This window comes from Devosia sp., from assembly GCF_048261455.1.
Taxonomy (GTDB): domain Bacteria; phylum Pseudomonadota; class Alphaproteobacteria; order Rhizobiales; family Devosiaceae; genus Devosia_A.
In genome coordinates, this window is sequence record NZ_JBLXGA010000007.1 from 39,424 (window position 1) to 64,399 (window position 24,976).

The following is a 24,976-nucleotide window of genomic DNA, read 5'->3' on the forward strand; positions in this document are numbered from 1 at the left end:
GCGATTTCCAACGGCCGGGCCCTGAGGCCGGCGCTCTATCTGGCGGACCTGCCCGTGACCGACTCCCTCCGCATCGCCCTGGCGCAGCTCAACCCGACTGTCGGGGCGATCGCGCACAATCTGCAGCTGGCCCTCGAAACCCTCGACGATGTCGCGGGGCAGGGCGCCGACATTGTGCTCTTCCCCGAGCTGTTCATCACCGGCTATTTCCCCGATGACCTGCTGTTCAAGCCGCAGTTCGTCGCCGATGCCATGGAAGCCGTCGAGACATTTGCCAAGGCCACCGCCGGTCGCGACATCACCGCGATCATGCCCTGCGTCTGGCGCGAGGAGCACCAGCTGTTCAACGCCGCGCTCGTCTGTGCCGATGGCCGCATTGTCGCCCGCCGCTACAAGCGTGAACTGCCCAATGACGACGTGTTCTACGAAAAGCGCTATTTCGCGCGCCCGGACCTGCAGGAGCCGGTGACCATCAAGGGCGTGTCGATCGGTATCCCGATCTGCGAGGACGTCTGGCATCCCGATGTCTGCGCCCACCTGGTCAATCAGGGCGCGCGGCTGCTGCTCTGCCCCAACGGCTCGCCCTATTGGCGCGACAAGCAGACCACCCGCTATCAACTCGTCACCGACCGGGTGGCCGAAGACAATGTGCCGATGCTCTATCTCAACCAGGTCGGCGGCCAGGACGAGCTGGTCTATGACGGCGCCAGCTTCGGCATCGAGCCGGGCGGCCGGCTGGTGTTGCAGGCCAAGAGCTTCGAGCCCGAAATCCTGATGTCCAACTGGGCCCAGACGCCGGATGGCTGGCGCTGCACCGATCCGCATGTCGCGCCGCTCTCCAGCGTCGACGAGGCGCCCTGGCGCGCCTGCGTGCTCGGCCTGCGCGACTATGTGCACAAGAACGGCTTCAAGGATGTGGTGCTCGGCCTGTCGGGCGGCATCGACAGCGCCGTGGTTGCCGCGATGGCCGTCGACGCCTTCGGTCCCGAGCACGTCCACTGCCTGATGCTGCCCTATCGCTACACGTCGCAGTCGAGCTTGGACGATGCGCGTGGCTGCGCCGAATATCTGGGCGTGCGCTATGACGTGGTATCGATCGGCGATCCGGTGGAAGCCGCGCTGGCCGAGCTGCAGCCGGTCTTTGGCAACCGCCCGCAGGACCTGACCGAGGAGAATATCCAGTCGCGCATGCGCGGCGTCTATCTTATGGCGGTTTCCAACAAGCTCGGCTCGATGCTTTTGACCACCGGCAACAAGTCGGAAATGGCTGTGGGCTACGCCACCATCTATGGCGACATGAACGGCGGCTTCAATCCGATCAAGGACATGCTGAAGATGCGGGTCTACGAACTGGCCCACTGGCGCAACCAGTTCCGCCCCGACGATTGCCTCGGCCCCGACGGTATGGTGATCCCCCAGTCGATCATCGACAAAGCCCCCTCGGCAGAACTGCGGCCCGACCAGACCGATCAGGATTCCCTGCCGCCATACCCGATCCTCGACGAAATCCTCGTCGGCATGGTCGAGGAAGAGCGCTCGGTCGCCGAGATCGTCGCGCGTGGGGAAGGGCGCTTCGACCGCGATCTGGTCAAGCGCATCGAGCGCCTGCTCAACATCGCCGAATACAAGCGCCGCCAGTCGGCCCCGGGCGTGAAGATCACCCGCAAGGCCTTCGGGCTGGGCCGCCGCTACCCGATCACCAACGGCTATCGCGACACCGCGACGGACCCGGCGGGTGCGCCGGCCATCGCCCACGACAAGGGCGTCGAATGACGCCGCCCACCGTTCGCTATGCCCCGTCGCCCACCGGGCGGCTGCATCTGGGCAATGCCCGGCCGGCGCTGCTGAACTGGCTGTTCGCACGCACCAATGCCGGCCGCTACGTGTTGCGGCTCGACGATACCGACACGGCCCGCTCGACCAGCGCCTTCGCCGAGGCGATCGAGACCGATCTGGCCTGGCTCGGTATCGTTCCCGACCTGAAAGTGCGCCAGTCCGATCGTACGGCGCTCTATGATGCGGCGCGCGACCGGCTGATCGCCGATGGCCGGCTTTACCCGGCCTATGAAACTCCCGAGGAACTCGATCGCAAGCGCAGCCGCGCCCGGCTGCTGGGACGGCCGCCGATCTACGACCGCGCCGCGCTGTCGCTGACCGACGAACAAAAGGCGGCCTATGAGGCCGAGGGGCGCAAGCCGCACTGGCGCTTCAGGCTGGATGGCCGGCCGGTGCAGTTCGAGGACCTCATCAAGGGGCCGCAGACCGTCAACACGGCTTCGATGTCCGACCCGGTGCTGATCCGCGAGGACGGCAGCTACCTCTATACGCTGCCCTCGGTGGTCGACGACATCGACCTGGGCATTACCCATGTGATCCGTGGCGAGGACCACGTCAGCAATACCGGCACGCAGATCGAGATCATCGAGGCACTCGGCGGCACCGTGCCGGTCTTCGCGCACCACAACCTGCTGACTGGCGCCGAAGGGGAGGGGCTGTCCAAGCGGCTCGGCTCCCTGTCGCTTGGTGACCTGCGCGATGCGGGCTTCGAGGCAATGGCCGTCGCCGCTGTCGCCGTCCTGACCGGCACCAGCCTGCCGGTCGAGCCGCATGCCGATCTCGACAGCCTCGGCGCGCAGTTTTCACTCGATAAGGTCTCGCATGGCGCGGCGCGCTTTGATCCGGCCGAACTCGCCAGCCTCAATGCCCGCATCCTGCATGCCATGCCCTACGAAACCGCGCAGCCGCGACTGGCCGGGATGGGGCTCGACGATGCAGCGCTATGGTATGCGCTTCGCGACAATCTGGAGCGGTTTGTCGACATCGCCGATCTCGCAACAATCGTCCGCGGGCCGCTGACCCCGGTGATTGCGGTCGAAGATGCGGAGTTTCTCGCCACCGCGGCGGCACTGCTGCCCGACGAGCCCTGGTCCGACGAGACCTGGAAAGACTGGACCGGCCGCATCAAGACCGAGACGGGCCGCAAGGGCAAAGCCCTGTTTCACCCGCTGCGCCTGGCCTTGACCGGCCGTGAGGCCGGCCCGGAACTCAGGTCCCTGCTTCCGCTGCTCGGACGTAAGGCGTGTCTGGACCGACTACCCTGACGCGCTTGTCGCCGAACTGAACGATCCGCTGCTGCACGGGCGTGTTGGCAGTCTGTGGGACCGCGACTGGTAGTGGGTCCTCGCCCGGCGCGGCCGGCCGGCGGCGGGGCAGGGGCACATCGACGAACGAGGCCATCTGCACGCTCGGTGCTTCGATGATGCGGGTCGCGATGCGGCGCGGATCGCGTTGCGGCAGCGGGAAGCTTACGCCGTTGAACGTCACGACGGCGGTACTCTCGCCATCTGCCTGCTCGACCATCGCCACCATACCACTGTCGACATTCGAGCGGCACTTCGATGTCTCGTCGAACTCGGTGCGGAAGCGGAAGGCATTCGGCAGGTTGGTGTAGGGCTCGCCCCACTGGTTGATCATCTGCTCCGGTTCCTGGCCCGGATTGTCGTAGTAGTACAATTCGACATCGAGGCCCGGACATTGCGCCATGCATTGCTGGGCGTCGTTGGAGACATAGTCGACCAGCGTCGAGTAGCTGATCGGCCAGTAGAAGCCGTCTGTCTTGCGCACGCACAGGGTCCGAACCGTGTGGTAGCCGCCATACGGAGTGAACTCTTCGCCGCGCACGCCACCTTCTCCGTCGAAGCTGTCGCTACCGAAGGCTTCGAACAACCGCTCGAACAGGTTGCCCCGGCGCTCGACGCGCGAGCGCGAACGGCTGTCACAGCCAAAGCGGGACATTTCCTGCAGGATTGCCTCGCGCTGCTGCTGCACGGCATTGCCGGTGCTGACGCTGCCGGAGAGCTGTTTGACCCGCTCGCGGCCGCTGGTGATCTTGCGCGCCAGCGTGCGACAACTGCCGCTCAGCCGGCGGCCAGCCTTGGCATCGGCATTGCACCCGTCCCGGATATAGCGGCTTTCATCACGACGGACCTCGCGCTGCAGGCGGCGCAGATCGCTGCGCGAGCCACCCGAGCTTCGGAAGTCGCTGTTGCGCTCCAGCCGATCGAGCGTCGCCTGCAATCGCGCACAGCTGCCCGCCTGCGCGTAGGCCGTGTTCACATCCATCGCCAGCCCGACGAGAGCGACGACAAGCAATGCCAGCGCCTGCAGCACCACTTTGTTCATACCGACCATTGTGTCGTTCCGGTTGTCACCAAGCGCCATTTGCCGGTCAAATGCGCCCAAAGCGCGACCGGCACCAGCCATCATATTCAAGCACTAACCGTTAAGGCGGGATTTGCGCCGGATCAGCCTCATTCGCCGCTGGTAACGCACCTGTGACGAGTTCGGTTGCGTTTTCCAAGCTGCGTTTGCCAAATTTCCGACATACTCTCCCAATCGTGCGGCTGCCAGAGTGGTGGATATCGCACACCATGACATCCGTCTCCGGTGCCATCGAGGGAGCTCCGAATGCCAATTTCACGCTTTGTTTTGACCGGTCTTGCCGCGCTGGCGCTTTCCGGCGTGACAGCAATCTCCGTCGCGCAGGACGTGACGATAACGCCCGATCCCGCGCTTGAGAGCCTCTCCGTCGATGAGATGGTGGAGAAGCGTCAGCAGATCATGAAAACCAGTGGCGGCCTCTTGCGCAGCGCCGGCGGGCTGAGCGGCGATGATGCCGTTGCCGCCGCGGAGACGCTTATTGAAGGCTTCTCGAATTTGACGGTACTGTTCCCGGAGGGCTCGAACACGTCGGACTCCCGCGCTCTGCCCGCGATCTGGGAGGACTGGGATACGTTCGAGTCGCTGCTGGCTCAGGGTGTAATGACGAGCGAAGAAATGAAAACTGCCGCCGCCGATGGCGATAGCGAAGCCTACATGGCGGCGATCAAAGCCGTCGGCGGTCTGTGCGGCCAGTGCCACCAGCAGTTCCGCAGCAAATAAGTCAGTTCAGTTCCCATGCAGGGATAGGGGCGGTCCTTCGGGGCCGCCTTTCTTTTTCCGCTATGCAGTGATCTTGTGACGCCTTCACCCGCCGTTTCGGTGGTGCCCGCGGTCGATGTGCCCCGGGCCACAAGGATTTTGCCACAATGATCGCCATCCGCGCCCTCGCCACCGCAAGCCTGCTCGGCGTCCTGCTTGTCCCGGTTGCCATGGCTCAGGACGCGCCGATGACGCAGGGGGAGGGCGCCGACATGACGGAATTCGCCGATGCGTGCCTCGATGCGCGGGCGTTCTTTTTGCCGGATCTCGACCCCGCGCTCGATCCGGCGCCGTTCTTGTCCCCGCTCTGCGTCTGCCTGACCGAGAGCCTGTCTGTCTTTCCGCAGGTCGATATCGACATTCTGGCGGCCGATCTCGCCGGCACGGCGACCGACGAAATGCATGCCGCGCATCCCGATTATCCCGAGCTGCAGGAGCGGGTCGCCCCGGCGCTGAACTTCTGCTTCGGAACGGCCGAGGTGCAGGCCGGCATGTCGATGGTCACCGACCAGATTACCGCGGAATGATCCGCACTTGATTTTGCGCGCCGAACCCGGCATCTTCCGCGCCATGAAGACCAGCACCGCGATCTGCATTTCCGGCTGCATTATTATCCGCTAGGCATCTGCCGGCGGCGCGGTTTTCTTCACCCCTATTTCTCGACCCCCGAAGAACCCGCCCGCGGCGCGTAACCCTGTGCGCGAAGGACGAAGAGTTTGGGCGAGACGACACAACTGCGGCTTTACAATACGCTGACCCGGTCGAAGGCGGTTTTTACCCCGATCGATCCCGACAATGTGCGCCTGTATGCTTGCGGCCCGACCGTTTACGACTTCGCCCACATCGGCAATGGCCGCATGGCGATCGTCTTCGACTTGCTCTTCCGGGTGCTGCGGCAGACCTATGGCGCCGAACATGTCACCTATGTGCGCAACATCACCGACGTCGACGACAAGATCAATGCGCGGGCCCTGCGCGACCACCCCGACCTGCCGCTCAACGAAGCGATCCGCAAGGTCACCGAGACGACCGCTTCGCAATACCAGAAGGACGTGACGGCGCTCGGCTGCCTCGAGCCGACGGTCCAGCCGCGCGCCACCGACAATATCGACGGCATGCTGGCGCTGATCACCAGGCTGATCGCCCATGGCAATGCCTATGAGGCCGGCGGCGAGGTGCTGTTTTCGGTCGAGTCCATGCCCGACTACGGCAAGCTGAGCGGCCGCAACCTCGAAGACAATCTAGCAGGCGCCCGCATCGCCGTCGAAAACCACAAGCGCAACCCCGCCGATTTCGTGCTCTGGAAGCTCTCGGCCGAGGACGAGCCGGGTTGGGACAGTCCCTGGGGCCGCGGCCGGCCGGGCTGGCATCTCGAATGCTCGGCGATGAGTGAGCGCTATCTCGGCGAGGTCTTCGACATCCACGGCGGCGGGCTCGACCTGATCTTCCCGCACCACGAGAACGAGATCGCCCAGTCGCGCTGCGCCCATGGCACGCCCACCATGGCCAATGTCTGGATGCACAACGGCTTCCTGCAGGTCGAGGGCCAGAAGATGTCGAAGAGCCTCGGCAACTTCTTCACCATCGCTCAATTGCTGGAAACCGAGGATTTCGGCGGCCGCAAGTGGCCGGGCGAAGTCCTGCGCCTCGCCATGCTGATGACCCACTATCGCGAGCCGATCGATTTCACGGTGAAGCGGCTGGAAGAAGCGGAGACCAAGCTGCGCGACTGGCAGCGGGCCGCCGGAACCGCCGAGGGGGCGGACCCGTCCGCGGCACCGGATGCATCGGTAATAGCCGAACTGGCCGATGACCTGAACTTCCACCGCGCCGCGGTGGCGCTGGATGCGATGGCGCGCAAGGCCAACCGCGGTGAGGCCTCGGCCGCCGGCTGCCTGTCGGCGACGCTGAGCTTTCTGGGGCTGTCCGCCGACAGCCTGCTCGCCACTGACGCGGACGTCGATCCGGCGATCTCCGCCGCCGTCACCGCCCGTCTCGCGGCCCTCGAAGCTCGCGATTTCGCCACCGCGGATAAAATCCGCGCCGACCTGCTGGCCGAGGGCGTCCAGCTGATGGACTACAAGGACGAAGCCGGCAACCGGCAGACCAAATGGGAGACCAAGCGATGAGTGCCATCATCGACCACGTCGGCTTGCGCGTTTCCGATTTCGAGCGCGCGCGGGATTTTTATCGCGAGGCCCTGGCGACGCTCGGCATCGAGCTGCTCGCCGATTTTGCCCATGGCCGCGACCGCCATGCCGGTTTCGGCACGGACCGGCCGACCTTCTGGATCTCGAGCGGCACCCGCAAGCAGGGCGACAGCCACGTGGCCTTCACCGCGGCCAGCCGCGCTGAGGTCGAGGCTTTCTGGTCGGTAGCCAAATCCATGGGCGGCACCGACAATGGCGCCCCCGGCATCCGCGCGCAGTATCACCCGAACTATTACGGTGCCTTCGTGCTCGACCCTGACGGCAACAACATCGAGGCGGTGTGTCATGGCGAACAGTGAGTCCCGGCTGACCGGTGGCTGCCAGTGCGGCGCCGTGCGTTATGCCCTCCGCACGGTCGAGGGGCCGGCGCTGTGTCATTGCCGGATGTGCCAGAAGGCCTTCGGCAGTTACTTCGCCCCGCTCGGCACGGCGATCGATCTGGTGTGGACCAGAGGAGCGCCGAGCCGGTTCAATTCGTCCAACCGCGCGGCCCGCGCCTTCTGTTCGGCCTGCGGCACGCCGCTCGCCTACCTGCAGGATGATGGGGGCATCGAACTGGCGCTCGGCACGCTCGATGATCCGTCTGCGGTCCCGCCGGTCAAGCAGATCAACGACGCGGACGCCCTGCCGTTTTTCGCGACGCTGCACACCCTGCCCAACCCGCACCGGGGCGACGACGCGGCCTTCAACGCCACCGTCACCAGCTATCAGCATCCCGACCACGACACCGAGGTCTGGCCGACCGAGGGAGGTACCGCCAAATGAGCGACGACGCCTATCGCTTCCGCGAATATTCCGGCGGCTGCCAGTGCGGCGCGGTGCGCTTCCACGCGACCGAACTGCATGACAATCCACACATCTGCTATTGCCGCATGTGCCAAAAGGCCATGGGAAGTTTCTTTGCCCCGCTCGTCGGCGTGCGCCACGACCATCTGACTTGGACGCGGGGCGAGCCAGCCGTCTTCATGAGTTCCGAGCACATCGCCCGCGGCTTTTGCAGCGATTGCGGCACGCCGCTGTTCTATCAGAACCTCGAAGGCCAGTTCGTCTCGCTGACCATCGGCAGCTTCGACGAGCCACACCTGATCCCCATCCGCTTCCAGTGCGGTCTCGAAGGCCGCCACCCTGATTTTTCCGAACTCACCGCCGGGCAGATCGAAGGGACAACCGAAGGCGACAATGATGCCGGCTGGGTCGAGGGCATCCGCGCCACGAACCACCAGCACCCCGACCACGACACGGCCAGCTGGCCGCCTGCCGAGTAAGAGTATCATGACCAAGGAACGCCTCTACCTGTTCGACACCACGCTGCGCGATGGGGCCCAGACGGCCGGGATCGAGTTCTCGCTGGAGGACAAGATTTCGATCGCCGGCCTGCTCGAGCGGCTCGGCGTCGACTATGTCGAGGGCGGCTATCCCGGCGCCAATGTCGTCGATGACCAGTTCTTTGCTGAAAATCGCACCCGCGACGCGGTGTTCACCGCCTTCGGCATGACCAAGCGGGCAGGGCGCTCCGTGGCCAATGATCCCGGTGTGCAGGCCATCCTCAACTGCGCTGCCGACGCGGCCTGCTTTGTCGGCAAGGCCTGGGACAAGCAGGTGAAGGTTGCTCTCGGCATCACGCCCGAGCAGAACCTGAACAATATGCGCGAAACGATCGCCTCGACGGTCGAGGCCGGCAAGGAAGCCATGCTCGATTGCGAGCACTTCTTCGATGGCTACAAGGCCAATCCGGACTACGCGCTGAAATTCGTCGAAACCGCCATCGCCGCAGGCGCGCGCTGGGCGGTGCTGTGCGACACCAATGGCGGCACCATGCCCGCCGAGATCGCCGAGATCGTCGCCGCCGTGCTCGAGGTAGCGCCCGGCGACAAGCTGGGCATTCACGCCCATGACGACACCGGTCAGGCCGTTGCCAACACCCTGGCTGCGGTCAACGCGGGCGTGCGCCAGATCCAGGGCACGCTGAACGGCGTTGGCGAGCGCTGCGGCAATGCCAACCTCATCACCCTCATCCCGACGCTGATGCTGAAGCCCGGCTTCGCCGATCGCTTCGAGCTGGGGCTCGGGCCCGAGCAGCTGGAGCGACTGACCTCGATCTCGCGGGCCTTCGACGACCTGCTCAACCGGGCGCCCACCCGGCAGTCGCCCTATGTCGGCACCTCCGCCTTTGCGACCAAGGCGGGCATTCATGCCTCGGCGCTGGCCAAGGACGTGTCGAGCTACGAGCACGTGCCGCCAGAATCCGTCGGCAATGAGCGCTCGATCATGGTCAGCCAGCAGGCCGGCAAATCCAACCTGCTGACGGCGCTCGACCGGCACGGCATTGCGATTGCCAAGGACGATCCGCGGCTGGAGCGCCTGTTGCGCTCGGTCAAGGAACGCGAGGCGCGGGGCTATTCCTATGATGGGGCGGACGCCTCGTTCTTTGTGCTTGCACACCGCATCCTCGGCACGCTGCCCGAATATTTCACCGTCGAAAGCTACCGCGCCAGCGTCGAGCGGCGTCACAACGCCCGCGGCGAACAGATCACCGTCACCGAGGCGGTGGTGAAGACGCGCGTCGGCGACGAGCTGCTGATGTCGGTGGCCGAGGGCAATGGCCCGGTCAACGCGCTGGACGTGGCGATGCGCAAGGACCTCGGCAAATTCTCCGAACGGATTGCCGATCTCGAACTGGTCGACTTCAAGGTCCGTATCCTCGACGGCGGCACGGGCGCGGTCACCCGTGTACTGGTCGAAAGCCGTGATGGGACCGGCGAGCGCTGGTATACCATCGGTGTCAGCGCCAACATCATCGATGCCTCATTTGAGGCACTTTACGAGTCGATTACGTATAAGCTGATGAAAACAGAAGCGTCCGTCGGCGTTTAGTGCAATAGGGCGGGCGCCGCCAACGGAGGCTTGCCTGGGACGTTCCGACCACCGCCGCAGTCTGCTGCTGACCTTCGCCGCCGCGGGGGCGACGCTTGCCGTCGCCGCTGTGCTGCTGGGCGGGCCGCCGCTTGCTGCCTGCCGCGACGATCCGCGCGGCATTGTCGATTGCCTGCGCGACGGCCTCGACAGACGCTTCGACCTGCCCGGTGACCCCGTCAGGCCCCTGCCGGAGCAAGCACCGGCCGTGTCGGTGGAGGCAATAGCCGAACCGCAACCTGAGACGGAGCCCAAGGCCCTGCCAACGGCTGCGCCGGAAGAAGCGGCCGAGCTTGAAGTCGCCGAGACCCCGGTGCCGCCAGTGCCGCCTGTTGTCGAGCCGAAAGTCACGGTGCTGCTGCCAGCAGACGACGGAGCTTCTGCAGATAGCGAAATTGCTGTGAGCGGGCCTGACGCCGAACCGGCACCGACCTTGACCCCGGCACAGGAGCCGGAGCCCGCGCCGACCCCGGAGCCAGAGCAGCAACCTGCGCCCGACGCGGTGCCGGTCGAGATGGCGGAGGCGCCTGATGTGCCTGCGGCACCGGAGCTTTTGCCGCAAGCGCCGGCCGCTGAAGCTGTTGACACTGAACCAGAGTTGCCACGCCCTGCGCCGGTCGAGACGATCGCGCCGGTGCCGGACGAAGCGGCTGTCGCCGAGCGACCGGATGCCCTGCCGTCGCCGGAGGGTACGGTCGAGGCACCGCTTGCTGATGAGCCCCCTGTCGAGGCGGCCGATGATGGCGAGGATCGCCCGCTGACCGCACCGGAGCGCTTCGACGTCGCCGATCTGCCGGAACCAGAGACTGTCTCGCAGCCCGAGCCTGCGCCGGAGCCCGAACCTGCGCCAGAACCTGAGCCTGCGCCAGAACCCAAGTCTGCCTCTGAGGCAGAGGCTTCGCCGGAACCCGAGACTGCGCCGGAGCCCGAGTCTTTGTCAGAGCCCGCAGCAGAGGTATTTGCGCCCTCGGCTGCGCCCGAGCCTGTGCCTGTGCGAGAGCCAGAGCCTGAAGCGGAGGCTATGGCGCCCACGCCCGTGCCCACACCAGAGCCGGAGACCGTCTCGGAACCTGAGGCGGACGCCATCGCGCCCGTGTCAGCGGATTCGCCACTGGACCCGCAAGGCGCCGCCGAGACGCCGTCGCCCCTCCCGCTCTTGCCAGCCGAGACACCGGCTGAACTGCCGGCGGACATGGATGTCGCGAACGCCCCGGACCCCGTGATCCCCGAGCCTGATCCGGTGCCGGAAACGGCCACCATTCCGCAATCGGAGAGCGAGCCGGCCCGGCCGCTGCCGCCGCCTGCGACGCCGCTGCCACAGATCTACTATGACGGCGCGGACCTGACGCCGACGCCGCCAGACGCGGGCGACACCGTGCCGTTTGCGCCCATGCCGCCACCGCTCGATCCGGCGCCGGAGCCCGTCGCACCGCCGCCAGCTCAGCCCGAGCGTCCACCGGCGTCCGGTGGTCCGCTGCTGCCAGCAGCGCCGGAGCCGGGCAGGGTGCTGGAGGCCGGTGAACCGGAACTGCCGGCATCGGCGGGCACGCCGTCGGTCCCATCGACTGCGCCCTTCGATACCGCAGCCGTCGGTCCCGAGCTGCAGCCGGAAGCCCCGCCACTGATCGATACGCCGCCCGAGGCGCCGACCATCGACGCCATCGAACTCGACGGCCTGAGCAGCGCTTTCGCCGGGCAGGGCCCGGAGGGTGCCGAAATGCACCTCTTCGTCGACGAAGAGGCGTTCGGCTCCGCGCCGGTGGTCGATGGCTATTGGCTGATCGAGGCCGCCGATATCCTGCGCGGCGGCGAGATCGCCATCCGCGTCGACGCCATCGACCCGGCGACCGGGGAAACGATCGGCAGTGCCTCTATCCTCATCGAGATCGAACTGCCCGAAGCGGAACCCGACCCGGCCGACGACGGCGCGTCTCAGGGTGATGAGCGGCAGGCGCCGGTCGACGAGGGCGCCGAAGGCAGCGCGCCGGCAGGGAGGGAGTCGACGCCTGCGACCCGGCAGCCGCCGGGCATCGGTGGCGCGACCGAAGCACCACAGGCGCCAGCCGAGGACGACGGCGCCGAAGCCGCGCCCGACCTGCCACCGCCGGCGAGCGCGCCACCTTCGCGGCAGGTCGAGACGTTGGAGCTGCCGCAGGAACAAGAGGGGCCCGTGGCCGAAGAGGCGCCCCTGGCCGAAGAGCAGCCCGGCACTGACACCGCAACGTCTGCGCCCCTCCGGCCGGACGTGACGTTTGACCTGCCTGCAGTGCGACCCAGGCTGCCGGCCCCAGGCTCGCCGTCGATCGAGGTGCTGGCGCCACCGCCGCTGCCCGGGGACAGCGACGCCTTCGAAACCTTTGAGCAGGGCAGTGAGACGCCTTCAATCGAGAAGCTGGCCGAGGAGCGGGGTCCTGCCAGCGCCGCCGAATTCGACATTGCTGAAAAGCCGCCGCCCGGGCCACCGACTGTCCTGCGTCTGTTGCCTTACGGAGATCCCGTCAGGAGCCGGTTCCGGACCGGCAAAGCCATCATCCGCCCCGGCGACACGCTGTGGGCCATCGCCCGCCGCTACTACGGCCGCGGCATCCACTACCGCACCATAGTCAACGCCAATCGCGCCCTGATCCGCCGTGCCGGCCGCATCTACCCCGGCCAGGTGTTCGATCTGCCGCTGGTCTTTGACGACTGAACCGCCCGCTTGCGGCGCAGCTGCCCGCCTGGGCAGGTGCTTTCAACTTGCCTTCGTGACCGTCTTCTTTTATCGCTGATCGGCGATGAATAGTCTTGAAGACGATGATCTTGCCAATCTGATGCGCGCGCTCGGGCACCCCGTGCGGCTGAACATCCTGCGCATCCTCGGCGAGCAGGGGCGCAGCGAATGCTGCTGCACCGATGTCATCCAGTGCCTGTCGCTCGCCCAGTCCACCGTCAGCCAGCACATCAAGGTGTTGCTCGATGCCGGACTTGTGGAGCGGCACGCCAAGGGCACGCGCAATTGCTATTCGCTGCGTCGGGACCGTCTCGACCAACTCGATGCTGCCTGCGCCGGTCTGTTTACCGGGCTGTCGGCCGACCTTTCCGGGACTCGAAAAGAGCTCGCCTAATGGCTTCCAAAGACGACACGACCAAGCGCCCCTCGGTTAGCGCCGAGGAGGGCGATCTTTTCGGCACAGTCCGCAATCTGTGGACCTATATGTGGCCCGATGGCCGCCCGGACCTGAAGCTGCGCGTCCTTCTTGCTGTTGGTGCGCTGCTGCTGTCCAAGGTCGCCAGCACGCTGGTGCCCTTTGCCTACAAGGGCGTCATCGACTCCCTCGATACCAACGGCGCCGACGCGGCGCTGATCCTCGGGCTCGCCGTGCCGATCGTCCTGGTCATCGCCTATGGGCTGGGCAATATCATCGATGCCGGCTTCCAGCAGCTGCGCGACGTGTTGTTCGCCTCGGTCGGTCAGAATGCGGTGCGCTCGCTGGCGCTGCGCACCTTCCGCCACCTGCACCGCATGAGCCTGCGCTTTCACCTGGCGCGCCGCACCGGCGGGCTGAGCAGGGTTATCGAGCGCGGCACCAAGGGCATCGAAACCATCGTGCGTTTCACGATGCTCAACACCGCGCCGACGCTGGTCGAGTTCCTCATCGTCGGCATTATCTTCGTCGTGATGTTCGGGATCAGCTATCTCAGCGTCCTTGTCGTGACGATCTGGCTCTATCTCTACTTCACCATCAAGGCCTCGAACTGGCGCATCGCGATCCGCCGCGACATGAACGAGAGCGATACCGACGCCAATGGCAAGGCCATCGACAGCCTGCTGAACTTCGAGACGGTGAAATATTTCGCCAACGAGAAGATGGAAGCGGACCGGTTCGACGTCTCGATGGCGCAATACGAGCGCTCCGCCATTCGCATCTGGACCTCGCTGGGCTTTCTGAACTTCGGCCAGGCGCTGGTGTTCTATGCTGGTGCCGGACTGATCGGTGTCATGGCGGTGATGGGGGTCATGGATGGCACGCTGACGCTCGGCGATTTCGTGCTGCTCAACACTTTCCTCCTCCAGATCTACCGGCCGCTGAACTTCATCGGCTTCGTCTATCGCGAGATCCGCCAGGGCCTGACGGACATCGAAGAGATGTTCAAGCTGCTCGACCAGACACCGGAGATCGAGGACAAGCCCGGCGCCCGGCCGCTCGAGGTCGATGGGGCCGTGGTGCGCTTCGAAGACGTGCGCTTCCACTACGATGACGATCGCCCGATCCTCAAGGGCATCAGCTTCGAGATTCCCGCCGGCAAGACCATCGCCGTGGTCGGACCGTCAGGCGCCGGCAAGTCGACCATCTCGCGGCTGATGTTCCGCTTTTACGACGTGATCTCGGGCAAGGTGACGATCGACGGGCAGGACCTGCGCGACATCACCCAGGAAAGTCTGCGCGCCAACATCGGCATGGTCCCGCAGGACACGGTGCTGTTCAACGATACCATCGCCTACAACATCCGCTACGGCCGCCCCGACGCCACCGATGCCGAGGTGCGCAAGGCCGCCGAGCTGGCGCAGATTGCCGATTTCATCGAAAGCCTGCCCAAGGGCTTTGATACGCCGGTGGGCGAGCGCGGGCTTAAGCTGTCGGGTGGCGAAAAGCAACGCGTCGCGATTGCCCGCACCATCCTCAAGGCACCGCCGATCCTGATCCTCGACGAGGCCACCTCGGCGCTCGACACCAAGACCGAGCAGGACATTCAGGCGGCGCTCGATACCGTCTCGCAGGGCCGGACCACGCTGGTCATCGCGCATCGCCTCTCGACCGTCATCAAGGCCGACGAGATCATTGTGCTGCGTGATGGCAAGATCGCCGAGCGCGGCGATCACACCGAGCTGCTGGCCAAGAATGGCCTGTATGCCCAGATGTGGAACCGCCAGCGCGAGGCGTCGGAAGCCGAAGAGATCGCCCGCAAGAAGGCGGCCGATGCCGAAGGTTTCGTCCGGCGCGGCACCCCGGCGGCAGAGTAGGGCCGCTGTGGCACCTGCTCGCCGGAGGCCTCAGGCCTCCGGGTCGAACGGCGCGGTATGGGCGTTGAGCCAGGGCTCGAGGACGTCCTTGCGGAACGTGCCGGCGTCGAGATGGGCGTAGATGAAGTCGATCCACGCCTGCTCTTCACCCGTCGGCGTGACGCCATTGATCTGCAGGAAGAGGATGGTGCTCGCGAAGGCCACACGCTTGTTCCCATCGACGAACCCGTGGTTCATCGTCAGGCTTTCCCATAGCGCCGCCGCTTCTTCGATGATGTCGGCGTAGTAGCCCGTCTGCGGTCGAAGCAGTACGGACAGGATGAGCCCCTCGTCACGCACGCCTTCGGCACCGCCAAAGATGCGGATCTGCTCCTGATGGATCCAGAGCGCGTCATCAAGGGTCAGATATGTGAGCCCGGCCATGGTCTACTTCGCCAGCGCTTCGTAGACCTTGCCCCAGCGCTTGATACTCTCGCCATGCAGCCTTGCCACCATCGGGTTCACCCGTGGCGCGGCATTATCCTTGATCAGCGCAGCATACTGCTCCGCCGACAGCACGACGGCGACGTCGCGGCCGTTTTTCTGAATGCGCACGGGCTCGGCCTGCGCCATTTCCAGCACCTGCCCGAAGCGGTTCTTGGCATCCGTTGCAGTGATCTCGGCCATCGCAGTCTCCTGTGTCCATATTGGCTAAATTAGCTCATCGCGTCGTGAGGTGCAATTGTGGCTTCCCGGCACGAAAAAAGGGCCGGCGTTGCCACCGGCCCTTTTCAATTCAGCTGCAACGCCTGCTACTCGGCAGCGTCGCGGGAGACATGCGGTTCATCGTCATCGGGTTTCTTGACCTGAGGACTGTCCTTGCGGATGAAGCGCTGGGCGCTGTCCACGTCGGCGGGGATCTCGATCTCCTGGCCGTCGGGCGTCGCGGCCGTCTGCTTGCGGCCGAGCAGCGAGTTCCAGCCGTCGGCAAACGCCCGGCCAATGCCACGGATCACCGAACCGATCCAGCCAGCCCAGATCACGCTCGGCGCAGTGATCATCACCGGCACCATCACCAGGGTCAGGGCGGTCGAAACGAACAGACCCGACACCAGTGCGGCGCTGAGATGGGTGAACCACGAACCTGCGAGGCCACCTGCCACGATCTCCTGGCGGATGAAGTCGAACTCGACATTCAGGGCCATCGGGATCACGCCGAGTGCGGTCACCGTCGCGGTGAGCAGCACCGGCCGCACACGCTGGCTGGCGGTGATCAGCATCGCCTTCACCGGATCCACACCCTCTTCACGAGTGTAGTGGTTGTAGGTGTCGATCAGCACGATGCCGTTCTTCACCACGATACCCGCCAGCGCCACGATGCCGAGGCCGGTCATGATCGCCGAAAAGCTCATGCCGGTGACCAGCATGCCGAGCAGCACACCGGCCAGTGACATGATCACGGTCGAGAGGGTCACCACCACCTGGTAGAAGCTGTTGTACTCGAGCAGCAGCACCAGGAAGATCAGGAACATCGCGGCAAGCAGTGCCTGACCGATGAAGGCGTTGGTGTCGCCGATCTGCTCGTCCGCACCACCGAACACCACCTGGGCGGTGGACGGGAAGTCCTGCTGATCGACCCAGGTCTTCAGCTGCTCGATCTTCTGATCGGCAGGAACACCGGGCTCCAGATTCGCAGCGACCGCCATTTCATACAGGCCGTTCTTGCGAGAGATGTTGGCGACCTTCGGCACAGCCTTGCGCTTGATGAAGTTGCTGACGGGGACCAGGCCCTGGCTGGTGACGATGCGCAGCGAGTCCAGACTGTCGAACGACCGCTCGTCTTCCGGCAGGCGCACCTTGATGTCGAGCTCGTCGGTCGCATCGTCCGGCCGATAGCTGCCGAGCGTCACGCCGGTGGTCACCAGCTGGACATAGGGGCTCAGCTCGCGCACGCCGATGCCGGACCTCGCTGCAGCGACACGGTCAATGGTCACTTCCCAGTCGATGCCGGGGGAGGGCAACCCGTTCTCGACGTCAATCGTCTGGCCGAGATCGTTTTCGACATAGTCGGTCAGCTTGGTGACGATCGGCACGAGATCGGCATAGACCGTGCTTTCAACGGTGAGGTTGATCGCCTTGCCGGCCGGAGGGCCGTTTTCCTGCGCCGCGATCTGCACTTCGATGCCCGAGATATCGGCCACCCGCTCGCGGATGTTCTGGAAGATCTCGTCGGCCTTGACGCGTTCGTTCCACGGCATCAGCTGCAGGCTGAACTGGCCCACGGTATCCGGAGGCGAACTGCCACCCAACCCGCCGCCCGAACCGGCGAAGGTCATGATCGAGTCCTGGATGCCCTGCACCTGCAGGATCTCGTTTTCGACTTCGACCAGCAGATCACGAATCTGCGGCGGCGAATAATTGCCGCGCGCAATCACGTGAACGGTGCCGAACTCGGGCTCGGATGCCGGGAAGGCCTCGACGCCGGTCGGATTTGCGATATAGGCCGCAAAAGCTGCCCCGACCAATGCCACGCCGACGGTCAGTGTGATGATCGGGTGTCGGATCAGGTGCTGCAGAATGCGCACATAGCCACCAGTGGCACCGCGCACCTTCTTCACATCGAACTTGTCGGCATACATCACCACGTCGGCCGCTTCCTTGGCCTTGGGGTCGACATGGGTCGAAGCGATGATCGCGCCGATGACGGGCATGAACACCAGGGCCGACACCAGCGATGCCACCATCACCACGATCACGATGATCGGCAGGTAGCTCATGAACTTGCCGATGATGCCCGGCCAGAACAGCAGCGGGACGAAGGCGCCCAGCGTCGTGAACGTGGCCGAAACCACCGGCACGAACATTTTGCGCGCCGCCATGATGAAGGCATCCTTTTTGGGGACGCCTTCCTGCAGCTTTCGTTCCGCGTATTCGACGACCACAATCGGATCGTCCACGAGCACGCCCACTGCCAGCACCAGGCCGAACATGATCATCATGTTGATGGTCATGCCGAGCATCTGCACGACGAGGAAGGCGATCATGAACGAGATCGGGATCGACGTGCCGATCATGATGGCGGGGCGCACGCCGAGCGTTGCCACGCAAATGATCATCACCAGCGCCACCGCGGTCAGCACGGCGGCTTCCAGCGAGCGGAACAGGTTCTGGGTGGTTTCGGCCTGATCGACGAGGAAGCTGTGCTGAATGGCATTCGGCCAGTCGGCGACATATTCCGTGGTGACCTTGCGCACGCTCTCGGAGATGTCGATGACATTGGTGCCGAGCTTCTTGGTGACGCCCAGCGTGATCGCGGGCTGCCCGTTCACATGCGCATATTCGGTGGCGTCCTCGAAGGTCCGCGTCACCGTGGCGACGTCCCCGAAGGTGACGACATTGTCGCCATCGGTCTTGAGCGGCAGCGAAAAGACGTCCTGGGCCGTGGTGATCAGGCCCGGCACTTCAACGTTGAACGAGCCATTACCGGTATCGAGCGTGCCGCCCGGAACCACCATGTTGTTCTTGGAGACCGCATCGAACAGTTCATTGGCGGTCAGGTTGTAGGCCTCGAGCCGCTCGCGATCGATCGTGACGGCAAGCATTTCGTTGCGCGAGCCGGACAGCGACACGCTCTGGACGGTGGGGATGGCCTCCAGCTGGTCCTGCAGGTCCTTGGCGCGCTGCACCAGCTGGCGTTCGGACACATTGCCGTACAGCGCCACCGAGATCGACGGCACGTTGGTGAAGGAAATTTCCGAAACGCTCGGCTCGGTCGCATCATCCGGCAGCTGACTGGCAACGCCATCGAGCTTGGCCCGGATATCGGCCAGCGCCTGATCCTTGTCGGCATTAACGTTGAACTCGAGGAACACCGAGGCATGGCCGGTCGAGGAGGTCGAGGTGTAGTTCTCGAGCCCGTCGACATCCTTGATCCGGTCTTCGATCGGTTTGGCCAGCAGACGCTCCGCATCGCGCGGGCTGACACCGGTCTGGCTGACCGAAACGTAGAAATAGGGGATGTCGATCGCCGGGAAGCTCTCCTTCGGCAGCGACGTATAGGCTCCGAAGCCGGCGAGCAGCAGCAGCGCCATTACAGTCAGCACGACCCGCGGCATACGCAGGACGCGCTCAAGGAAATTCATCATGACTGCACCCCTTCAGCGGCGGCTTCGGTGGTTAGTGCTTCTGATGTGCCGGTGACATTGTCAGCCCGGACCATCTGGCCCGGCTGCACGAATTCCTGTCCCACGGTGATCACATCGATACTGGCCGGCAACCCCGTGACCCAGACGCCTTCGCGGCTGTCGGACACGATCGTGATCGGATAGAAGGCGACCTTGCCGTCTTCTACAGCCCGCACGCCCAGCGTTCCGTTGTCATCAAGCGTCATGACCGACTGCGGCAGCAGATGCGCGGGCATCGTCCCCATATCCACGGTAGCGGTCGCGGTGATGCCCGACAGAACCTTGCCCTCGGCATTGGGAATCTCGATCTCGACCGGGAACGACCGGGTCGCATCCTCGGCGACCGAGGCGATATAGCTCACCGTGCCCTCGACCGTCTGGTTGGTCACAGTCTTGATGGTTGCGGGCAGGCCGGTACGCGCCAGAGCCACGCGCGCCTCGGGCACGGTGCCGATGAACAGCATCGGGTCGAGCTCCACCACGGTGGCGCAGGGCTGACCGGCACTCAGCATGCTGCCGGCATTGGCCAGCGGGGCCTGGACGACGCCACCCACATTGGTGGTGACTTCAGTGCGCTCGAATTCGGCCCTGGCATTATCAAGCGCCGACTGGGCCTGCTTCAGCGTGCTTTCGAACTGCAGGGCGGTGTTTTTTGGCGACAGGCCCTTTTCGCGCAGCTCGGCATTGGTGTCATAGGCCACCTGCGCCTGCGCCAGCGCTGCCTCCGCCTGAGCCACAGCAGCAGCGCGCGTACCCTGGTCGAGCCGGCAGATCACATCGCCGGCCGCAACCGTCTGACCCTTGTCGACCAGAACTTCCTGGACAATGCCGCTGGTCTCGGGCGTGACGGTCACCGTGTTCTTCGCCTGGGTGCGGCCGCGCAGCGGCACCTGCAGCGGCATCGGCTGCACCGTGAAGGTCTGGGTGCGCACCAGCTGCAGTTCCTGATCGCCCCCCTGTGACTGGGCAACGCGTTCGGCAATGGTCAGATGCGGGTCGATCTCGCCCTCCTTGACCTCGTGCTCGGGTGTTTCCTCGCCGGTGATGAGCGCGACGATCGGCGTTTCACCATTGCCCGGACCGTTGCCGCCACTGACAAACGTGCCGGCACCGAGCCACAGGGCCGCCACAACGACGACGACCAGTGCCACCCCATAGGAAAACAACGCACGCATATTCTTTACCTCTACTCGGCAGCGGCCGCTGTCCCGCTATCGGGACGCGCCAGCTCTATCAATTTGGATTTATTGGCTTGGATATAGTCTTGGGCCGCGACAATGCAGGCGCGACCATAATTGATCACCCACTGGTCGCCTGGATGAGTGTGCTTGCTGCTCAGCTGGTCAAAATCCCGGATCCGGCCAGCGATATCCTCCAGCCGTTCGTTGAGCCTTTGCTCGACCAACGACTGAGGCAACTCGGTCGCAAAGCGCAGGAACAGCAGGAACTCGCTGCGGAACTCGTCGGCCTCAAGCGTATCGAACAGGGAATTCAGGAACGCGCTACGCCCGTCCGGCGTCAGCGAGTAGACCTTCTTGGCAGGCTTGCCTTCCTGCGTCTCGACCCGGCTCGTCACCAGCTGGTCTTTTTCCAGCCGCGCCAGAGCAGGGTAGATCGACCCATACGAAGCATCGATGAAGTACGAATATTCGCCCTCCACCGACAGCTTGCGGATCTCATACCCGGTGGCGTCCCCGTCATAAAGGATCGCCATGCAGATGGTTCTTACGTTCATGAGCCTCTATCTAATCGTCATATGACGGACCAGCATATGCCGACCCTATATATGCATTGTCGATACAGGTACAAGACCGTGGTCACTGCAGCTGCCATGCGCTGGGCGAATGGCGGTCGGACGTTGATCGTCAGCCCAGAGCGCGGCGCATCTCGGCGCTGGCCGACAGCGCAAGGTCTCTGTTGGCTGCAGCCACGAAGAAACCGTTGAGAAAGTTTCGGTCCGGGTGGCCGCAGGTGAGCGGCAGGTCATCGAGACCGAGCACGATCCCGCCCGCTGCTTCAAGCACGGCCTGACCCGCCGCGGTGTCCCATTCGCAAGTTGGGGTGAACCGGGGGTAAAGCTGCGCGGCGCCTTTGGCGACCAGGCAGAATTTAAGCGAAGAGCCGACGGACACATCATCGGCCACGCCCATGCTCGCGCACAGCACCGACAGGGCCGCATGACCATGCGAACGGCTGGCAACGATCTTCAGCGGGCCGGTCGTCTGCACCATAAGGGCGCTTACCTGCGTGATCTCGCCGCCGACCACCATGCCGGTGAAGGCGCCATCGGGACCGCCCCAGAAGATTTCGCCGGTTGCCGGCGCGAGCACCACGCCACGCACCGGTCGGCCATTCTCGCAATAGGCGATGTTCACCGTGAACTCGCCATTGCGCTTGAGGAATTCCTTGGTGCCATCGAGCGGGTCGACGACGAAGAAGCTTTGTCCCAGCTCGGGCACATGGCCGGCCGCGCAGCTTTCCTCGGCGAGCACGGGGATGCCGGTCTCCGCCAGCGCCGCGAGGATCACCTCTTCGCCGCGCCGGTCGGCCTCGGTCACCGGCGAGCCGTCCAGCTTGCTCTCGGCCACCGTGCCCTCATTGTAGATCGTCAGGATCGCCTCGCCCGCGGCAATGGCGGCGGTGTTCATGATCGAGGCGAGTGCGGCGTGGTCAGGCAAAGCGGTCATCGGTGGCGCGTGCTTTCGTGACGGACCGGGCGATCTAAGGCTCTTGAGGAAGCGTGTCCAGCGCTGCGCCGGATTATTCCGCAGCTGCGGCGTCGGCGCGGGGCAGGGTGATGACAAAGGCCGCGCCACGCTCACGATGCGGGGCGAGATCAAGCCGGCCATTCATCCGGGCGATCAGTTCGCGGCTGATGGCGAGGCCGAGACCCGCCCCGGGCTGGGTCGAACTGGTGCCATGTCGGCCGCGGTAGAACTTGTCGAAGATCTTGTCGGCGTCTTCGGCGCCAATCCCCGGGCCATTGTCGCTGACTTCGATGCAGAACTCGGTGCCCTGCTGCCAGCTGCGCACCTCCACCAGCGGGCGCGGCGCCGTGTTGTACTTGATGGCATTGCTGATGAGATTGATCACCACCTGGCTGAGCCGGTTGGGTTCGGCCACGACCAGTGCATCGCCGTCGTGCGCGCCGACCTGGATGCTGCCGCCGCGCTGCCGGGCCAGCGCATTGCACACGCTCACGGCGCGCTCGATCGTTTCGGATGCGTCGACCGTGCTGGTCTGCCAGTCGCGTTCGCCGCGCTCCAGCGCCGACAGGTCGAGGATTTCGTCGAGCAGCCGCGTCAGCCGCAGGCTTTCGCGCTGAATGGTCGTGGCGAAGCGCTGTTGCTCCTCGCGGGTCAGGCCGGTTTCCTCGCTGAGGATCTCCGAAAAGGCCCTAATGGCCGTCATCGGCGTGCGCACCTCGTGGCTGACCTGACTGAGAAAATCATCCTTTTGCACGTCGAGCGCCCGCAACTGCCTGTTGGCCTCTTCAAGCTTTAGCGCAGTCGAGCGCAATTCGGTCGACGTGCGCTCCAGCTCCTGCGAATATTCGATGGCCTGCTGCGTCTCGTCGGCCATCTGCATGACCTCTTCGAGAGACACCGCATCACCGGAGACGACTTTCGACAGCATCACATGCGCCGAGGCCGCGCCGATCGAGCCGGCGAGCTCACGCTCCAGCCGGTCGATGAACTTCGGCGTGGGCAGCAGGTCCCCGCGCTCGACGCCCGCATCGTCGGACGCGGTCTGGAACAGGCTGCTCGCCCGCACCGAGCCGAGCACACGCTGGGCGATGAAATAGAGATCGTCCGCCGTCGCGGTCGGTCGCATCACCGCCTGCCGCCCCGGACCTTGACGCCCGAAGACATCGACAAAGGCCGTGGCCTGGATCCGCTCCAGCGCCGACTGGCTGGAGATCAGCGAGCCGATGACCAGCGTCGCGGTATTGAGGAACAGGCTCCAGAACACCGCGTGCACCAGCGGGTCGAGCCCGTCGAGGCCGAACAGCGCTTCGGGTCGCAGCCAGGATATCCCCCACGGCCCTTCCGCCATGATCGCCGCGACCTCGGGGGACGAGCCGCCGAACGAGGGCAGAAAGCTCGACCAGGCCCAGACCACGAAACCGACCGCCACTGCCGCCGTCGCCGCCTTCATCGAGGCTTCGCGCCAGAACAGGGCCGCAAGGATCGAGGGGAGGAACTGTGCCACCGCCGCAAAGGAGATCAGCCCGATCGGTGCCAGCGCGTCCGAGCCGCGGGTGAAGTAGAAATAGAGAAACCCCAGCGACAGGATGAGCGCGATAGACAGCCGCCGCGCCGCGAGCAGCAGCCGGCTGACGCTTTGCCCGCCATCCAGCCCGCGTCCCTGCGTCATGCGCAGCATGATCGGCATGACGATATGGTTCGAGACCATGATGGAGAGCGCGATGGATTCGACGATGATCATCGAGGTCGCCGAGGAGAACCCGCCAATGAAGGCAAACAGCGCCAGCGAATCCTGCCCCGCCGCCAGCGGCACGGTGAGGACGAACATGTCGGGATTGGCGCCGGCCGGCATGGCGCTGAGCCCGTAATGGGCGATGGGCAGGGTGAAGAGACTCATCGCCAGCAGATAGAGCGGAAAGGCCCAACCGGCCGTGCGCAGGTGCGTCTCGTCGGCATTTTCGACGACGGTGATCTGGAACTGCCGCGGCAGGCAGATGATCGCGGCGGTCGAGAGGATGTTTAGGGCGATCCAGCGGCTCGACATCGTCTCGTTGCCATAGATCTCGACGCCGGCATCGGCGGCCCGGCTGAAGATCGCCTCCAGCCCGCCGCCGGCCCAGACCACGAACAGCCCGACGGCCATCAGCGCCGCGAGCTTGACCACGGCCTCGAAGGCGATGGCGGCGACCACGCCGTGATGCTGCTCCTTGGCATCGACATTGCGCGTGCCGAACAGGATCGTGAACACCGCCATGCCTGCCGCGATTCCGAAGGCCAGCGTCACCTCGTTGATCGTCCCGACGCTCGGGTCTGCGCCCTGCTGGGCGCTGGCAATGGCCTGGATCGACGAGGTCACCGCCTTGAGCTGCAGCGCGATATAGGGTGCCATGCCGATGACCGCGATCACCGTCACCAGCACCGCCAGCCGGCTCGACTTGCCGAAGCGCGAGCTCAGCAGGTCGGCGATCGAGGTGATCCGCTGGGTGTGGCTGATGCGGACCAGCCGGCGCAGCACGAACCACCAGCCGATGAACACCAGCGTCGGACCCAAATAGATCGCCAGATACTCGACGCCCGAACGCGCCGCCGACCCTACGGCGCCGTAGAATGTCCAGCTGGTGCAATAGACCGAGATCGCCAGCGTGTAGACGAAGGGCGACTTGAGAAAGCTGCCGCGGCCGGTGCGGGCGCGCCGGTCACCCAGATAGGCAATGAGAAACAGCACGCCCACATAGGCGACACCGGTGGCGATCACCAGGTTGGCGCTGAGCGTCATTCGGCGTCCTCGCCGCTCGCCGGCGGGTCGTGCGGCAACCGCCGACCCAGCCACCAGGAGGCGAGCGCCAGCAGCAGCCAGGCGGTGAACAGATAGATCAACTGCACCGGCGCCCCGAACAGCAGCGTCCTCACATCGAACAGCTGCGTCAGGGGCGGGGTGAACAGCATGGCGCCGAAGATGGTCAGAAACAGCGCGGCGCTGACGAGTTTCCGCCGTTCCAT

21 protein-coding genes are annotated in these 24,976 nt (G+C 65.0%); 12 read left to right on the forward strand and 9 right to left on the reverse strand.

Features of this window, described 5'->3' with window-relative positions:
- Positions 1-54: 54 nt before the first annotated feature.
- Together ACN0TK_RS09400 and ACN0TK_RS09405 are read left to right on the forward strand one after the other, a co-directional pair.
- The gene (locus ACN0TK_RS09400; protein WP_417309223.1) at positions 55-1,773 is read left to right on the forward strand and encodes an NAD+ synthase; all 1,719 of its coding nucleotides are present in this window, start codon (positions 55-57) and stop codon (positions 1,771-1,773) included.
- Entirely contained in the window at positions 1,770-3,101 is a 1,332-nt protein-coding gene (locus ACN0TK_RS09405; protein ID WP_417309224.1) for a glutamate--tRNA ligase, read from the forward strand. Before ACN0TK_RS09400 ends, ACN0TK_RS09405 begins: the two co-directional genes overlap by 4 nt.
- On the opposite strand, the gene ACN0TK_RS09410 is transcribed toward ACN0TK_RS09405, so the two are convergent.
- A complete protein-coding gene (locus ACN0TK_RS09410) occupies positions 3,046-4,191 on the reverse strand; it encodes a DUF2865 domain-containing protein (protein WP_417309225.1) in 1,146 nt (381 codons plus the stop codon). The two genes, ACN0TK_RS09405 and ACN0TK_RS09410, sit on opposite strands and share 56 nt — an antisense overlap.
- A 276-nt stretch (positions 4,192-4,467) precedes the next feature.
- Between ACN0TK_RS09410 and ACN0TK_RS09415 the strand changes: the two genes are divergently transcribed.
- The 10 genes from ACN0TK_RS09415 to ACN0TK_RS09460 all read left to right on the forward strand — a co-directional run bounded on the left by ACN0TK_RS09415 (position 4,468) and on the right by ACN0TK_RS09460 (position 15,105).
- The gene (locus ACN0TK_RS09415) at positions 4,468-4,941 is read left to right on the forward strand and encodes a c-type cytochrome (RefSeq protein WP_417309226.1); all 474 of its coding nucleotides are present in this window, start codon (positions 4,468-4,470) and stop codon (positions 4,939-4,941) included.
- Between the two features lie 146 nt (positions 4,942-5,087).
- Positions 5,088-5,507: a hypothetical protein gene (locus ACN0TK_RS09420; protein WP_417309227.1), complete on the forward strand. Its 420-nt coding sequence runs from the start codon at positions 5,088-5,090 to the stop codon at positions 5,505-5,507.
- 189 nt (positions 5,508-5,696) lie between these two features.
- Entirely contained in the window at positions 5,697-7,109 is a 1,413-nt protein-coding gene (cysS, locus tag ACN0TK_RS09425) for a cysteine--tRNA ligase (protein WP_417309228.1), read from the forward strand.
- 5 nt (positions 7,110-7,114) lie between these two features.
- Complete coding sequence (locus tag ACN0TK_RS09430) at positions 7,115-7,489, forward strand: VOC family protein (RefSeq protein ID WP_417309342.1); 375 nt, start codon at positions 7,115-7,117, stop codon at positions 7,487-7,489.
- Complete coding sequence (locus ACN0TK_RS09435; protein ID WP_417309229.1) at positions 7,476-7,955, forward strand: GFA family protein; 480 nt, start codon at positions 7,476-7,478, stop codon at positions 7,953-7,955. Before ACN0TK_RS09430 ends, ACN0TK_RS09435 begins: the two co-directional genes overlap by 14 nt.
- Complete coding sequence (locus ACN0TK_RS09440) at positions 7,952-8,455, forward strand: GFA family protein (protein WP_417309230.1); 504 nt, start codon at positions 7,952-7,954, stop codon at positions 8,453-8,455. Before ACN0TK_RS09435 ends, ACN0TK_RS09440 begins: the two co-directional genes overlap by 4 nt.
- Before the next feature lie 7 nt (positions 8,456-8,462).
- On the forward strand, positions 8,463-10,064 hold the full coding sequence (gene cimA, locus ACN0TK_RS09445) for a citramalate synthase (protein WP_417309231.1): 1,602 nt from the start codon (positions 8,463-8,465) through the stop codon (positions 10,062-10,064).
- 109 nt (positions 10,065-10,173) lie between these two features.
- Entirely contained in the window at positions 10,174-12,792 is a 2,619-nt protein-coding gene (locus ACN0TK_RS09450; RefSeq protein WP_417309232.1) for a LysM peptidoglycan-binding domain-containing protein, read from the forward strand.
- 85 nt (positions 12,793-12,877) lie between these two features.
- Positions 12,878-13,207, forward strand: a complete 330-nt coding sequence (locus ACN0TK_RS09455) for an ArsR/SmtB family transcription factor (RefSeq protein WP_417309233.1) — start codon at positions 12,878-12,880, stop codon at positions 13,205-13,207.
- Complete coding sequence (locus tag ACN0TK_RS09460; protein ID WP_417309234.1) at positions 13,207-15,105, forward strand: ABCB family ABC transporter ATP-binding protein/permease; 1,899 nt, start codon at positions 13,207-13,209, stop codon at positions 15,103-15,105. The genes ACN0TK_RS09455 and ACN0TK_RS09460 overlap by 1 nt, the downstream gene beginning before the upstream one ends.
- A gap of 30 nt (positions 15,106-15,135) precedes the next feature.
- Here ACN0TK_RS09460 and ACN0TK_RS09465 read toward each other — a convergent pair whose 3' ends face one another.
- The 8 genes from ACN0TK_RS09465 to ACN0TK_RS09500 all read right to left on the reverse strand — a co-directional run bounded on the left by ACN0TK_RS09465 (position 15,136) and on the right by ACN0TK_RS09500 (position 24,976).
- On the reverse strand, positions 15,136-15,528 hold the full coding sequence (locus ACN0TK_RS09465; protein WP_417309235.1) for a type II toxin-antitoxin system death-on-curing family toxin: 393 nt from the start codon (positions 15,526-15,528) through the stop codon (positions 15,136-15,138).
- Between the two features lie 3 nt (positions 15,529-15,531).
- The gene (locus ACN0TK_RS09470) at positions 15,532-15,771 is read right to left on the reverse strand and encodes a type II toxin-antitoxin system Phd/YefM family antitoxin (protein ID WP_417309236.1); all 240 of its coding nucleotides are present in this window, start codon (positions 15,769-15,771) and stop codon (positions 15,532-15,534) included.
- A 125-nt stretch (positions 15,772-15,896) separates the two neighbouring features.
- On the reverse strand, positions 15,897-19,229 hold the full coding sequence (locus ACN0TK_RS09475; RefSeq protein WP_417309237.1) for an efflux RND transporter permease subunit: 3,333 nt from the start codon (positions 19,227-19,229) through the stop codon (positions 15,897-15,899).
- Positions 19,226-20,443, reverse strand: coding sequence for an efflux RND transporter periplasmic adaptor subunit (locus ACN0TK_RS09480; RefSeq protein WP_417309238.1), 1,218 nt, complete (start codon positions 20,441-20,443; stop codon positions 19,226-19,228). The genes ACN0TK_RS09475 and ACN0TK_RS09480 overlap by 4 nt, the downstream gene beginning before the upstream one ends.
- A gap of 11 nt (positions 20,444-20,454) precedes the next feature.
- Entirely contained in the window at positions 20,455-20,982 is a 528-nt protein-coding gene (locus tag ACN0TK_RS09485; RefSeq protein WP_417309239.1) for a PadR family transcriptional regulator, read from the reverse strand.
- 151 nt (positions 20,983-21,133) lie between these two features.
- Positions 21,134-21,955, reverse strand: a complete 822-nt coding sequence (gene cysQ, locus ACN0TK_RS09490) for a 3'(2'),5'-bisphosphate nucleotidase CysQ (RefSeq protein WP_417309240.1) — start codon at positions 21,953-21,955, stop codon at positions 21,134-21,136.
- 73 nt (positions 21,956-22,028) lie between these two features.
- On the reverse strand, positions 22,029-24,752 hold the full coding sequence (locus ACN0TK_RS09495; protein WP_417309241.1) for an ATP-binding protein: 2,724 nt from the start codon (positions 24,750-24,752) through the stop codon (positions 22,029-22,031).
- Positions 24,749-24,976: a hypothetical protein gene (locus ACN0TK_RS09500; RefSeq protein ID WP_417309242.1), complete on the reverse strand. Its 228-nt coding sequence runs from the start codon at positions 24,974-24,976 to the stop codon at positions 24,749-24,751. The genes ACN0TK_RS09495 and ACN0TK_RS09500 overlap by 4 nt, the downstream gene beginning before the upstream one ends.

Bases quoted from the DNA above. Each gene is read 5' to 3' on its own strand.
- ACN0TK_RS09405 (WP_417309224.1), top strand. From the start codon at position 1,770: ATGACGCCGCCCACCGTTCGCTATGCCCCGTCGCCCACCGGGCGGCTG.
- ACN0TK_RS09410 (WP_417309225.1), bottom strand. From the start codon at position 4,191: ATGGTCGGTATGAACAAAGTGGTGCTGCAGGCGCTGGCATTGCTTGTC.
- ACN0TK_RS09415 (WP_417309226.1), top strand. From the start codon at position 4,468: ATGCCAATTTCACGCTTTGTTTTGACCGGTCTTGCCGCGCTGGCGCTT.
- ACN0TK_RS09420 (WP_417309227.1), top strand. From the start codon at position 5,088: ATGATCGCCATCCGCGCCCTCGCCACCGCAAGCCTGCTCGGCGTCCTG.
- ACN0TK_RS09435 (WP_417309229.1), top strand. From the start codon at position 7,476: ATGGCGAACAGTGAGTCCCGGCTGACCGGTGGCTGCCAGTGCGGCGCC.
- ACN0TK_RS09440 (WP_417309230.1), top strand. From the start codon at position 7,952: ATGAGCGACGACGCCTATCGCTTCCGCGAATATTCCGGCGGCTGCCAG.
- cimA (WP_417309231.1), top strand. From the start codon at position 8,463: ATGACCAAGGAACGCCTCTACCTGTTCGACACCACGCTGCGCGATGGG.
- ACN0TK_RS09455 (WP_417309233.1), top strand. From the start codon at position 12,878: ATGAATAGTCTTGAAGACGATGATCTTGCCAATCTGATGCGCGCGCTC.
- ACN0TK_RS09460 (WP_417309234.1), top strand. From the start codon at position 13,207: ATGGCTTCCAAAGACGACACGACCAAGCGCCCCTCGGTTAGCGCCGAG.
- ACN0TK_RS09465 (WP_417309235.1), bottom strand. From the start codon at position 15,528: ATGGCCGGGCTCACATATCTGACCCTTGATGACGCGCTCTGGATCCAT.
- ACN0TK_RS09470 (WP_417309236.1), bottom strand. From the start codon at position 15,771: ATGGCCGAGATCACTGCAACGGATGCCAAGAACCGCTTCGGGCAGGTG.
- ACN0TK_RS09475 (WP_417309237.1), bottom strand. From the start codon at position 19,229: ATGATGAATTTCCTTGAGCGCGTCCTGCGTATGCCGCGGGTCGTGCTG.
- ACN0TK_RS09480 (WP_417309238.1), bottom strand. From the start codon at position 20,443: ATGCGTGCGTTGTTTTCCTATGGGGTGGCACTGGTCGTCGTCGTTGTG.
- ACN0TK_RS09485 (WP_417309239.1), bottom strand. From the start codon at position 20,982: ATGGCGATCCTTTATGACGGGGACGCCACCGGGTATGAGATCCGCAAG.
- cysQ (WP_417309240.1), bottom strand. From the start codon at position 21,955: ATGACCGCTTTGCCTGACCACGCCGCACTCGCCTCGATCATGAACACC.
- ACN0TK_RS09495 (WP_417309241.1), bottom strand. From the start codon at position 24,752: ATGACGCTCAGCGCCAACCTGGTGATCGCCACCGGTGTCGCCTATGTG.
- ACN0TK_RS09500 (WP_417309242.1), bottom strand. From the start codon at position 24,976: ATGGAACGGCGGAAACTCGTCAGCGCCGCGCTGTTTCTGACCATCTTC.